The sequence below is a fragment of the Polynucleobacter sp. Tro8-14-1 genome (assembly GCF_018881655.1).
In the GTDB taxonomy this organism is placed as follows: domain Bacteria; phylum Pseudomonadota; class Gammaproteobacteria; order Burkholderiales; family Burkholderiaceae; genus Polynucleobacter.
On the sequence record NZ_JACVPX010000002.1, the window covers coordinates 38386 to 50069 of the forward strand.

Consider the following 11684-nt stretch of genomic DNA (forward strand, 5'->3'; position numbering starts at 1 on the left):
AATATCATTCCTAGAAGAGATTTAAATACCGATATCACTGCACTTTTATCCCGATTTTTGACCTGAGAACCCTCATGAGCCGTTTTTGGAGCCCTGTTGTTCAAACCCTAACCCCTTATGTTCCAGGGGAGCAACCGCAAATGCAGCGGCTGGTAAAACTCAATACCAATGAGAGCCCCTATGGCCCATCGCCCAAAGCGCTTGCTGCTATTGAAGGTCAAAATACTGCCGATTTACGCCTCTATCCCGATCCGGAAGGCGCAGCCCTAAAACAAGCTATCGCTAAATTACATGACTTAGACGCAAATCAAGTTTTTGTAGGCAATGGCTCTGATGAAGTGTTGGCGCACGTCTTTGCTGGTTTACTCAAGCAAAATAAGCCAGTGCACTTTCCAGATATAACCTATAGCTTCTATCCCGTCTACTGCAAGCTCTTTGGAATTAATGCCCAAATAGTTCCCCTGAACGAAAATTTTGAGATAAAAACTGCTGATTACCAAACTCCTAACGGCGGAATTATTTTCCCAAACCCCAATGCCCCAACGGGTAGATCAATTCCTCGCTCAGAAATTGAAGCGCTAGTCTTGCGCAACAAAGATTCAGTAGTTGTTATTGATGAAGCCTATGTAGATTACGGGACTGAATCTTGTATTCCGCTATTGCGTGGCGCCAACTGTCCAGAAAATTTGTTAGTAGTACACACGCTTTCAAAATCACGTGCTCTAGCTGGTCTGCGCGTCGGCTTTGCGGTTGGTCATCCAGCATTAATTGAGGGCTTAGAACGAGTCAAAAATAGTTTTAACTCCTACCCCTTGGGACGCCTTGCTCAAGCTGGTGCGGTTGCAGCCATTGAGGACCAAGCGCATCTGGAAGCAACTTCAGCCAAAGTGATTCAAACTCGTACAAAGTTAATTGAGCAACTCGATGCATTGGGATTTGCAACCCTGCCTTCGACTGCAAACTTTATTTTCAGTCGCCATCCGAAACATGCTGGTGCCAAGCTATATCAAGCATTACGGGATCGCGGCATCATCGTGCGTCACTTCAAATCACCACGCATCGAAGAGTTCTTGCGCATTACGATTGGCACAGACGAACAAAGCAATGAACTTGTCGCTGCTTTAAAAGAAATTCTGAGTTAGATTTTTTAAGAAGTAAGCGCAGGCTTATTGCGCGCTTACTTATTCAGGCGCATTTCAGCTGCACGTGCATGGGCTTGTAAGCCCTCACCGTGAGCTAGCGTACTAGCAACAGCACCTAAGGTCTGAGCTCCAGCTTCACTAACTTCAATCATGCTCGAGCGCTTGATAAAGTCATACACACCCAATGGTGAAGAAAAGCGTGCCGTGCGTGCAGTCGGTAAAACGTGATTAGGTCCGGCGCAGTAATCGCCTAAGGATTCGCTGGTGTAGTTACCCATAAAGATGGCGCCCGCATGACGAATTTGGTCAGCCCACTGACGTGGATCAGCAGCGCAAATCTCTAAGTGCTCAGCGGCAATTGCATTAGCAATCTCACAGGCCTCAGACATATCTTTTACCTGAATTAACAAAGCGCGATTTGTGAGTGAAGCTTCAATCACTTTTGCTCTTGGCATTTCTGGGAGGAGCTTGTTGATGCTTGCTTGCACTTGCTCAATATATTGAGCATCTGGACAGAGCAGGATCGATTGAGCCTGCTCATCATGCTCAGCCTGAGAAAACAGATCCATTGCAACCCAATCCGGAGGAGTAGATCCATCACAAAGAACCAAGATTTCTGATGGGCCAGCGATCATATCGATGCCAACAGTACCAAAGACTCTGCGCTTGGCTGCAGCCACATAGGCATTGCCAGGTCCAACAATCTTATCAACCGACGGAATAGTTTTAGTGCCGTAGGCTAAAGCGCCAACTGCCTGAGCACCACCGATCGTAAAGACACGATCTACACCAGCAAGATAAGCTGCCGCCAAAACTAAAGGATTGCGCGCACCATCAGGAGTAGGCACCACCATAATCACTTCGGCAACACCCGCCACCTTTGCGGGAATAGCGTTCATCAGCACGGATGATGGATAAGCTGCCTTACCGCCTGGCACATAAATACCAACACGATCTAATGGAGTTACTTTTTGACCGAGACGTGTTCCATCTTTCTCTTCGTACTCCCAAGAGTGGCAACCTGCTTCAATCTTTTGCTTCTCGTGATAAGCGCGCACTCTTTGGGCAGCAATATCGAGAGCATTTTTTTGTTCAGCAGATAAAGACTGATAAGCCAGCTCCAAATCTTTGCGAGGAATCTCTAAATCAGAAACGCTGGCCACACTCAAGCGATCAAACTGTTTTGTAAAGCCTAGAACCGCTTCATCACCCTTGTCTTTAACAGTTGCCAAAATCTTCACTACTGCAGCATCTATCGCCTCATCATCAACAGACGGCAAGGACAAGCTCGACAACAGAATTTCTCTGAAGCCTGCATCCTTGCTATTGAGGCGTTTTACGTTAATGTTTGAAGGCATGAGGGAAGACTTCTCTTCTAGCTACTATTACTTCAGTAGCTCAAAAATAGGTTGTAGCTGAGCTCGCTTGCGCTTGTATGAAGCTTGATTGACGACTAGGCGCGCGCTAATATCGGCAATCGGCTCAACTTCAACTAAGCCATTCGCTTTGAGCGTATTGCCAGTAGAGACTAGATCCACAATCGCATCTGCCAAGCCCACCAAAGGTGCGAGCTCCATTGAGCCATACAGTTGAATCGTATCAATGTGCACACCTTTATTGGCAAAGTGTTCGCGCGCGCAATTGACGTACTTCGTGGCCACTTTTAAGCGGGAACCTTGCTTTACAGCAGCAGCGTAATCAAAACCTTCGCGGACCGCGACAGACATGCGGCACTTGGCAATATCTAAGTCGTAAGGAACGTACAAACCATCACTCCCTTTTTCCATCAATACATCCAAACCAGCAACTCCAAAATCAGCACCACCAAATTGCACATAAGTAGGCACATCTGAGGCACGAACAATAATGAGACGAACATCTGGATTAGATGTCTCAATAATGAGTTTGCGTGACTTCTCAGGATCCTCCAGCGGCACTATGCCAACCTTGGACAAGATCTCTGCAGTTTCTTCGAAGATGCGCCCTTTGGAGAGGGCTAAAGTCAATTTCATGGACTAATTATCCATCAGCCTTACTTCACGCGCTCAATATTGGCACCTAAGAGGGTTAACTTCTGCTCCATGCGGTCATAGCCACGATCTAAGTGGTAAATCCGGTCTACCTGGGTTTCGCCTTGGGCAGCTAATCCAGCAATCACCAAACTAGCTGAGGCCCGCAAATCCGTAGCCATCACAATCGCACCGGAGAGCTTTTCTACTCCCTGCGCAATAGCAGTATTACCTTCAATAGCAATGTCCGCACCCAAACGATTGAGCTCTTGAACATGCATAAAGCGATTTTCAAAAATCGTTTCTGTAATCGTTGAGTTGCCCGATGCAATTGCATTGACCGTCATCAGTTGCGCTTGCATATCTGTCGGGAAAGCGGGGTATTCAGAAGTACGGAAGTTGACTGCTTTAGGACGACCCTGCATGGAAGCCTTAATCCAGTCAGAGCCAATCTCCATTTCCAGGCCGACCTCTTTTAACTTAACAATCACAGCATCCAAAGTGTCTGGGCGGCAGTGCTTGACTGTAATTTCCCCACCAGTGGCAGCAACCGCACATAAGAATGTGCCCGCTTCAATACGATCCGGAATAACCGAATGCTCAGCACCATGAAGTTTTTCTGCTCCCTCAATCACTAGCCGATCACTACCAATGCCTGAAATCTTCGCGCCCATCTTCACAAGCAATTCCGCCAAGTCACCAACCTCAGGCTCGCGTGCAGCATTTTCTAAGATGGTTGTACCCGATGCCAAAGTGGCAGCCATTAACAAATTCTCAGTACCGGTTACGGTAATCATGTCAGTCAAGATGGAGGCGCCCTTTAGGCGATCTGACTGTGGCTTGGTTTCAGCCTGAATGTAGCCACTCTTAATCTTGATACTCGCGCCCATCGCCTTCAAGCCTTTGATGTGCTGATCTACGGGACGTGCGCCAATTGCGCAACCACCCGGCAATGAAACCTTTGCGCTATGCATTCTGGCCAAAAGTGGGCCAAGTACCAAGATGGAGGCGCGCATAGTTTTCACCATCTCATAAGTCGCTTCTGAACTTTTAATAACCGCTGCATTCAACACCATGTGACTACGATCACCAGCACTTGGGAAATCAACCATTACACCAATCTCTTGCAAAAGCTTGAGCATAGTACGCACATCTTGCAAATCAGGAACATTGCGCAATACAACTGGTTGATCAGTCAATAGACAAGCGCACAGAATGGGCAATGCAGCATTTTTAGCGCCAGCAATGACTACCTCTCCATTGAGAGGAGTGCCGCCAACCATTCGTAATTTATCCATGAAACGATTCCAGTAAAAACTGATTTATTAATTTGTAATACGTAATGATGTAATTTTTATACTGCTGAATTTTGTGCAAATTCTTCAGGTGTAAATGCTTTGATTGATAAGGCATGGACTTCCGCCTTCATGCGATCACCCATTGCACCATATACCAATTGGTGGCGTTGCACCAAACGCTTACCTTCAAACTGAGGGCTCACGATGGTTGCAAAAAAGTGCTGGCCATCACCTTCAACCTGAATATGGGTGCAGGCTAGCCCTTGCTTGATATAGCCTTCAATCTGTTCTGGGGTGGGTAGCATTTCTTTTCCTAATCAAACTCGAGTTTTCAACAATTAATAACGAAGCTTATAGCCCTTTTGTAATAGGCGTAAAGCAATGACCGACACCACCACAAAAAAACAGAACACAATTACTAAGCTGCTCCAAGGGGAGTTATCTGAAACCCCAAAAAAGCCGTAACGGAAACCATCAATCATGTAAAAGAACGGATTGAAATGTGACACTGCTTGCCACGCTGGCGGTAAGGAATGAATGGAGTAAAAGACACCTGACAGCATCGTTGCGGGCATGATGATGAAGTTCTGAAAAGCGGCTAACTGGTCATATTTATCAGCCCAGATACCCGCTATCAAGCCAAGACTTCCCAAAATTGCCGCACCCAAGAAAGCAAACGTCAAAATCCATAATGGGTATTCCAAAGTGGGTGTTGCGAACCAGATGGTAATTAATAGAACGCCCAGTCCCACAACAATTCCCCGAAATACTGCAGCCAAAATATAAGCAGAGTAAAACTCAAAATGGCTTAGGGGAGCCAACAAAACAAACACTAAGTTACCAGTGACCTTAGATTGAATCAAAGAAGATGAAGTATTTGCAAAAGCATTTTGCAAAACACTCATCATCACAAGACCAGGAATTAAAAAGGCTGTGTAACTTAAACGTCCGTAGACCTCTCTGCCCTCAAGAACATGGCCAAAGATCATCAGGTAGAGCACAGCTGTAAGTACCGGTGCTGCCACCGTCTGGAAAGCTACTTTATAAAAGCGCTTTACCTCTTTAAACAAAAGGGTAGGAAAACCACTGCCGTACTCTAGAGCAGGTCGATTGAGGCCATGTTTCATTGCGCACTCCCCGACATGATGTTCACGAAGACTTCTTCTAAGTCCGTTTTACCTTCACCATCTTTTTTGACAGATCCGTAACGACTTAATAAATTGGCAGTGGTATCTAGAGCCACAATCTTGCCTTGTTTCAGCATGGCAATACGCTGACACAAAGCTTCCGCCTCTTCCAGGTAATGAGTAGTCAGAACAATCGTATGACCATCTTGATTCAACCGACTAATAAATTGCCATAAGGATTGACGTAACTCAACATCCACGCCAGCAGTCGGTTCATCCAAAATAATGACAGGCGGCCTATGAACTAAAGCCTGTGCGACAAGCACTCGACGCTTCATTCCGCCAGACAAGGAGCGCATATTGCTATCCGCTTTGGAGGTGAGATCAAGATTAGCCATAATCTCATCAATCCACGCATCGTTATTTTTAATCCCGAAATAACCAGATTGAAAACGTAAAGTTTCACGAACGGTAAAGAAGGGATCAAAGACCAGCTCTTGAGGAACCACTCCCAGCATCCGGCGTGCCTCACGAAACCCCTTCTGAACATCAGCGCCCATAATGGCTGCATGACCATGAGTGGGCCTCACCAGGCCAGCCAATATAGAAATCAAGGTAGTTTTGCCGGCACCATTGGGCCCCAATAAACCGAAAAATTCCCCTGGCTCAATGCTCAATGAAACATTATCTAAAGCCTGAAGTGCTCCGTATTGCTTGGATATATTTTGGATAGAAATTGCAGGATGCATCGTCATTACAAGCCCAGCAATGTAGAAACACCATAAACACCTGCCAAAACCTTGAGCTTTGCTGGTGCATGCTCTACTGAAATGGATTGTCCATCAGCCATAAGCTTTTTTTGCCATGCCAATAAAACGGTGAGTACGGTGGAATCAAAATCTTTCAATTCGGAGCAATCAATCGAGCGTAAGTTTGGACTATTTAATAGGCCTTCTTTTTGCAACTGCAATGCATTTTCTTGCGTCACTTTTTTTGGCAAAAGAAAGGGCATGATGTCTATGCTTATCAATTAATTGGCTGGTTTAGCTGTGGCTAATTGCTTATTGCGATCTTGCAAAAACTTCACCAAGCCTTCAATGCCGTTTTGACTGATTTGGTTAGAAAACTGATTGCGGTAAGCCTCAACCAACCAAACGCCCATAATATTCATGTCATAGACCTTCCAACCACCGGCAGTTTTCTCAAGGCGGTAATCTAAAGGCACTGGATCACCACGACCAAGCACTACAGTTTTAACAACCACCTCTTTATCGTCAGGCGCGGCACGCAAAGCCTTGAATTGCACAGTTTGGTCACGTAGCTGGCTCAAAGCGCCTGAGTAAGTGCGAATCAGCAGATTCTTAAACTCGGAAGTCAGTTGAGCCTGTTGCTCAGGCGTTGCCTTTTTCCAGTTAGGACCCATCGCCATTTCTGTAGTGCGACGCATGTCGGTATACGGAACAATTTTCTTCTCAACTAAATCTACGATCTTGGGGATATTGCCCTTTTGAATGTCGGGATCAGACTTGACCGTTGTCATTACGTCAGTAACGACCATCTTAATTAAGACATCCGGGGGAGTTGTTTGATCAGGAGCTTGTGCAAAAAGCGCACCAGAAACTAAAAGCAAGCTTGTCACTAAATATTGAGTAAGTATTTTTTGAATTTTCATAGGTTCTATTTCGTTATCTATACATCAATGCGATTTGATTGTGCTACTCAGACTTACTGATATCCGTTCTCGTAAGGAGGCATCCTAGGCTCCTCGTCGTCTTTGCCCTCGTTAATCTGATAGGCACGTCTTTGTATATAAGCATCTCGTAAGAAGCTGTACTTATCAATTGCAGCGCCATCCAACAAATCACCGGCCTCGTAATAGGTATTACGTGCGTTCACTACACGTAAGCCAGTAATGCTATTTCGCAGGCCCACATCCTTCACATACTTAAATAGATAGTCTGACTCTAAGTCGGCTACCGTGCCAAAAGTATCGCGCACATTACTTGGGCCAAAGAACGGAAGAACTACATAAGGGCCTGAGGGCACGCCCCAAACACCTAAGGTTTGACCCCAATCTTCTTTGTGCTTCTCAAGACCTCCAGGAGTAGCCAAATCCAAGAGTCCGCCTAATCCCATAGTTGTATTTACCACTACTCGCATGAAGTCATTAAAGGCATAGTCTGGCTTACCCTGTAACAAGTTAAATAGGGCGGTGTAGATGTCGTTGTAATTACTAAAGAAGTTATAAACTCCATCACGCACGAATTCGGGTAGCACAAAGCGATAGCCTGCAACTACCGGCTTGAGTAGATAAGCATCCAAGCCTTCATTAAATTCAAAAACTGAGCGATTGAATGGCTCCCAAGGATCCTGGGGAGAGCGCTCTACGCCAGCAGGAATGGATGCGCAGCCAATTAAAGAGGCCATCAAACCAAGCAAGATTGCCATCTTGGCTTTGCGCATAAAGAGCAACATCATTTTGCTGCGCCCTTTTCTTGGCCGCTATCTGCTGCTTTGTTGTAAAGGAACTGGCTAATCAAATTTTCTAAAACAATAGCTGATTGTGTCTGCGCAATCTTTTCGCCATTGGTCAACATATCATCTGACCCGCCCGCCTCAAGACCAATGTATTGCTCGCCCAATAAACCGGATGTCAAAATCTTGGCGGAAGAGTCCTTCGGAAACTTATAGGAGTCTTCAATAGTCATCACCACCGTTGCTTGATAAGTTTTGTCATCGAAGGAAATATTGGCAATTCTGCCAACCACCACACCGGCACTTTTCACTGGTGCACGAGGCTTGAGGCCGCCGATATTGTCAAAGCGTGCAGAAATTTTGTATGTTGGCGCAAATGACACTGCATTCATATTGCCAACCTTCAGTGCAAGAAATAGAGCAGCCAGCAAACCAATGCCAACAAAAATTCCCACCCAGACATCAATTGCACTTTTTCTCATAAGAGCCCCAGTTTATTCTTTCTAATTTGAGAACATCATCGCGGTTAGCAAGAAATCCAATGCTAAAACCGATAAAGAAGAGATAACCACCGTACGAGTAGTGGCTTGCGAAACACCTTCAGGTGTGGGCTTAGATTCATAGCCCTGATATAGGGCAATAAAGGTGACAGCTACACCAAACACCATGCTTTTAATTAAGCCATTGCCAATATCCGAAAACAGATCAACTCCGCCTTGCATCTGCGACCAGAAGGCGCCTGAGTCGACCCCAATCAAAGGCACGCCAACTAGGTAGCCCCCCAGAACGCCGACCGTCGTAAAAATCGTTGCCAAGATTGGCATAGAAATAATGCCGGCCCAAAGCCGTGGCGCAATCACGCGGCCCAAGGGATCGACTGCCATCATTTCCATGGCAGTTAATTGTTCACCAGCCTTCATGAGGCCAATCTCCGCAGTTAAGGAAGTGCCAGCCCTACCGGCAAACAATAAAGCGGTAATGACAGGACCCAACTCACGAGTTAAAGAGAGGGCAACCAATAGCCCAAGCGCTTGCTCCGAACCATAACGATTTAAGGTGTAGTAACCCTGCAAACCTAAAACGAATCCAACAAATAACCCTGAGACTGCAATGATCACAAAAGAATGATTACCAACAAATAAAATTTGATCAATCACTAAACGAGGTCTTTTGAGTAATAATCCAGAGCGTGCGATCACTGCCGCAAACATACGAGCAGCCAAACCCAGACTACTTAAGTTGCGACGTACAAAGAAGCCAAGATCACCAAACAGGTTCAGAAAAGTGGTCATGAGGCACTCACTCCAAAATCCTCTTCCAAGCTTATGCCTGGATAGTGGAAAGGCACAGGGCCATCAGGAGCTGCGTCCAAAAATTGTCTGACAAAAGGATCGGTTGAGCGACTCAACTCATCGGGGGTGCCTTCTGCGCCAATGCGACCATTCGCAATGAAATATACGTAATCAGCAATGGCAAAAGTCTCTTCAACATCGTGCGTCACCAATAAACTCGTGGCTCCCAAGGCATTATTCAGATCACGAATTAAGCGCGCTGTAATGCCAAGAGAGATAGGATCCAGACCAGCAAATGGCTCGTCATAAATGATGAGGGGTGGATCTAAAGCAATTGCTCTAGCGAGGGCAACACGCCTTGCCATACCACCAGAAATTTGTGAAGGCATTAAGTCTCTTGCGCCGCGCAAACCAACTGCATTCAATTTCATGAGCACCAAGGAGTGCAATAGCTCTTCACTGAGATTTGTATGTTCGCGCAGAGGAAAGGCAACGTTTTCAAAAACACTCAGGTCAGTGAACAATGCTCCGAACTGAAAAAGCATTCCCATGCGACGACGGGCAGCCATCAACTCGGCGCCATTCATCTTGCCAATGTCTTGACCTTCAAATAGAACTTGACCTGATTGAGCATTAAATTGCCCGCCGATCAAACGAAGGATAGTGGTCTTGCCACAGCCGGAACCACCCATGACAGCCACTACCTGGCCACGTCGAAACTCCATATTGAGTCCAGACAGAATCTGCCGCTCACCTGGAGCATAGGAAAAGTTGACGTCTTTAATAGAGACGACAACTTCTCCTGCAGCTTGCTTGTTTACATCCAAAGAGTTTGGCTGGTCACTGTTCATATCCCCGATATTATCGGGGTAAAACAGATGACCCCATTAAATACTGGTCTACTGCTTGGGCGCACTGACGACCCTCACGAATTGCCCAAACTACCAAAGACTGTCCGCGACGCATGTCACCAGCAGCAAATACCTTGGGAACGTTCGTTTGATAGGCATTTTGACCATCAACAGTTGCTTTTGCATTGCCGCGAGCATCTTTCTCAACGCCAAACGCATTCAATACCTGCTGAACTGGAGATACAAAACCCATGGCCAAGAGCACTAAATCTGCCTTAATTTCGAATTCTGAGTTTGGTACTTCTGCCATCTTGCCGTCTTTCCACTCCAGACGAACACCAATCAATTTCTCAACTTTGCCGTTTTTGCCCTCAAAACGCTTGGTTCCAACAGACCAGTCACGATCACAACCTTCTTCATGCGAAGAGGATGTACGTAATTTTGTTGGCCAATATGGCCAAACTAACGGGGTGTTCTCAACTTCTGGAGGCTGAGGGAGCAATTCAAACTGAGTAATCTTGGTTGCGCCGTGACGATTTGATGTTCCAACGCAATCTGAACCCGTGTCACCACCGCCAATAACCACTACGTGCTTATCAGTTGCACGAATTTCATTTTTGAAATCGCCAGCATTTTCTTTATTTTGCGGAATCAGGAATTCCAACGCATAGTGCACGCCAGCCAACTCACGACCTGGAACCGGTAAATCACGTGGCTGCTCTGCACCACCGGTGATCACTACCGCATCAAAGTCTTTCATCAACTGCTCTGGAGAAACTGTCTTATTGGAGTAATTTTTTACTTCGGCACCAATCGCCTCTTTACCAACGAAAACACCGGTCTCAAATTTAACGCCTTCAGCTTGCATCTGCTCAACACGACGATCAATCAACCACTTTTCCATCTTGAAATCAGGAATACCGTAACGCAGTAAGCCCCCAACACGATCATTCTTTTCAAATACAGTTACGTCGTGACCAACGCGCGCCAATTGCTGTGCAGCCGCCATACCCGCTGGGCCACCACCAACAACTGCGATTTTTTTACCAGTCTTCGTTTTAGAAGGTTGCGGCTTAACCCAACCATTTTCCCAGCCTTTATCAATAATGGCGTGCTCAATAGATTTGATACCAACCGCAGTGCTATTGATCCCTAAAGTACAAGCAGCTTCGCAAGGCGCTGGGCAAATACGGCCAGTAAATTCTGGGAAGTTATTGGTTGATTGCAAAACATCTAATGCGTTCTTCCAATCATTATGAAATACCAAGTCATTGAAATCAGGAATGATGTTATTAACTGGGCAGCCGTTATTACAAAACGGGATACCGCAATCCATACAACGTGCGCCTTGAATCTTCGCCTCTTCATCAGTTAATGCCGCCACAAACTCTTTGTAATGATGGAGGCGTTTAACCGGCGCTTCGTACGTCTCGCCGACGCGCTCAAACTCCATAAATCCAGTGACCTTACCCATATCGAATCCTTAGTAT

General features: G+C 46.0%; 13 protein-coding genes and 1 pseudogene. 1 reads left to right on the plus strand and 13 read right to left on the minus strand.

Going from position 1 to position 11684, the window contains the following annotated elements:
* Positions 1-74 precede the first annotated feature (74 nt).
* Positions 75-1142: a histidinol-phosphate transaminase gene (gene hisC, locus ICN34_RS02545; protein ID WP_216120677.1), complete on the plus strand. Its 1068-nt coding sequence runs from the start codon at positions 75-77 to the stop codon at positions 1140-1142.
* A gap of 35 nt (positions 1143-1177) precedes the next feature.
* Here the strand turns inward: hisC and hisD are convergent, their stop codons facing one another.
* The 13 genes and pseudogenes from hisD to ICN34_RS02610 form a co-directional block, all read right to left on the minus strand.
* Positions 1178-2500: a histidinol dehydrogenase gene (gene hisD, locus ICN34_RS02550; RefSeq protein WP_216120679.1), complete on the minus strand. Its 1323-nt coding sequence runs from the start codon at positions 2498-2500 to the stop codon at positions 1178-1180.
* Between the two features lie 27 nt (positions 2501-2527).
* Positions 2528-3154, minus strand: coding sequence for an ATP phosphoribosyltransferase (gene hisG / locus ICN34_RS02555; protein WP_072582096.1), 627 nt, complete (start codon positions 3152-3154; stop codon positions 2528-2530).
* A 20-nt stretch (positions 3155-3174) separates the two neighbouring features.
* A complete protein-coding gene (gene murA, locus ICN34_RS02560; protein WP_072582095.1) occupies positions 3175-4449 on the minus strand; it encodes a UDP-N-acetylglucosamine 1-carboxyvinyltransferase in 1275 nt (424 codons plus the stop codon).
* Between the two features lie 56 nt (positions 4450-4505).
* A complete protein-coding gene (locus ICN34_RS02565; RefSeq protein WP_072582094.1) occupies positions 4506-4754 on the minus strand; it encodes a BolA family protein in 249 nt (82 codons plus the stop codon).
* A 33-nt stretch (positions 4755-4787) separates the two neighbouring features.
* Entirely contained in the window at positions 4788-5576 is a 789-nt protein-coding gene (locus tag ICN34_RS02570; RefSeq protein ID WP_072582093.1) for an ABC transporter permease, read from the minus strand.
* 65 nt (positions 5577-5641) lie between these two features.
* Positions 5642-6325 (minus strand): annotated as a pseudogene (locus ICN34_RS02575) (ABC transporter ATP-binding protein); the annotation flags it as partial.
* A gap of 5 nt (positions 6326-6330) precedes the next feature.
* Positions 6331-6588 (minus strand): lipid asymmetry maintenance protein MlaB, encoded by a 258-nt coding sequence (locus ICN34_RS02580; protein WP_072582092.1) that lies wholly within the window; start codon positions 6586-6588, stop codon positions 6331-6333.
* 18 nt (positions 6589-6606) lie between these two features.
* Positions 6607-7248 (minus strand): phospholipid-binding protein MlaC, encoded by a 642-nt coding sequence (locus ICN34_RS02585; RefSeq protein ID WP_072582091.1) that lies wholly within the window; start codon positions 7246-7248, stop codon positions 6607-6609.
* A gap of 53 nt (positions 7249-7301) precedes the next feature.
* Complete coding sequence (locus tag ICN34_RS02590) at positions 7302-8054, minus strand: VacJ family lipoprotein (protein ID WP_072582090.1); 753 nt, start codon at positions 8052-8054, stop codon at positions 7302-7304.
* Positions 8051-8533 carry an outer membrane lipid asymmetry maintenance protein MlaD gene (mlaD, locus tag ICN34_RS02595; RefSeq protein WP_072582089.1) on the minus strand — a complete coding sequence of 161 codons (483 nt, stop codon included), beginning with the start codon at positions 8531-8533 and terminating at the stop codon, positions 8051-8053. Before mlaD ends, ICN34_RS02590 begins: the two co-directional genes overlap by 4 nt.
* A 21-nt stretch (positions 8534-8554) precedes the next feature.
* A complete protein-coding gene (mlaE, locus tag ICN34_RS02600) occupies positions 8555-9343 on the minus strand; it encodes a lipid asymmetry maintenance ABC transporter permease subunit MlaE (RefSeq protein ID WP_072582088.1) in 789 nt (262 codons plus the stop codon).
* Complete coding sequence (locus ICN34_RS02605; RefSeq protein WP_216120681.1) at positions 9340-10194, minus strand: ABC transporter ATP-binding protein; 855 nt, start codon at positions 10192-10194, stop codon at positions 9340-9342. Before ICN34_RS02605 ends, mlaE begins: the two co-directional genes overlap by 4 nt.
* A gap of 10 nt (positions 10195-10204) precedes the next feature.
* On the minus strand, positions 10205-11668 hold the full coding sequence (locus tag ICN34_RS02610; protein WP_216120683.1) for a glutamate synthase subunit beta: 1464 nt from the start codon (positions 11666-11668) through the stop codon (positions 10205-10207).
* Between the last annotated feature and the right edge of the window lie 16 nt (positions 11669-11684).

What these genes read in the sequence shown, in the direction of transcription:
- ICN34_RS02605 (WP_216120681.1), bottom strand. Translation starts at nt 10,194, where the DNA reads ATGAACAGTGACCAGCCAAACTCTTTGGATGTAAACAAGCAAGCTGCA.
- murA (WP_072582095.1), bottom strand. Translation starts at nt 4,449, where the DNA reads ATGGATAAATTACGAATGGTTGGCGGCACTCCTCTCAATGGAGAGGTA.
- ICN34_RS02580 (WP_072582092.1), bottom strand. Translation starts at nt 6,588, where the DNA reads ATGCCCTTTCTTTTGCCAAAAAAAGTGACGCAAGAAAATGCATTGCAG.
- mlaD (WP_072582089.1), bottom strand. Translation starts at nt 8,533, where the DNA reads ATGAGAAAAAGTGCAATTGATGTCTGGGTGGGAATTTTTGTTGGCATT.
- hisG (WP_072582096.1), bottom strand. Translation starts at nt 3,154, where the DNA reads ATGAAATTGACTTTAGCCCTCTCCAAAGGGCGCATCTTCGAAGAAACT.
- ICN34_RS02590 (WP_072582090.1), bottom strand. Translation starts at nt 8,054, where the DNA reads ATGATGTTGCTCTTTATGCGCAAAGCCAAGATGGCAATCTTGCTTGGT.
- hisD (WP_216120679.1), bottom strand. Translation starts at nt 2,500, where the DNA reads ATGCCTTCAAACATTAACGTAAAACGCCTCAATAGCAAGGATGCAGGC.
- ICN34_RS02570 (WP_072582093.1), bottom strand. Translation starts at nt 5,576, where the DNA reads ATGAAACATGGCCTCAATCGACCTGCTCTAGAGTACGGCAGTGGTTTT.
- hisC (WP_216120677.1), top strand. Translation starts at nt 75, where the DNA reads ATGAGCCGTTTTTGGAGCCCTGTTGTTCAAACCCTAACCCCTTATGTT.
- ICN34_RS02565 (WP_072582094.1), bottom strand. Translation starts at nt 4,754, where the DNA reads ATGCTACCCACCCCAGAACAGATTGAAGGCTATATCAAGCAAGGGCTA.
- ICN34_RS02585 (WP_072582091.1), bottom strand. Translation starts at nt 7,248, where the DNA reads ATGAAAATTCAAAAAATACTTACTCAATATTTAGTGACAAGCTTGCTT.
- mlaE (WP_072582088.1), bottom strand. Translation starts at nt 9,343, where the DNA reads ATGACCACTTTTCTGAACCTGTTTGGTGATCTTGGCTTCTTTGTACGT.
- ICN34_RS02610 (WP_216120683.1), bottom strand. Translation starts at nt 11,668, where the DNA reads ATGGGTAAGGTCACTGGATTTATGGAGTTTGAGCGCGTCGGCGAGACG.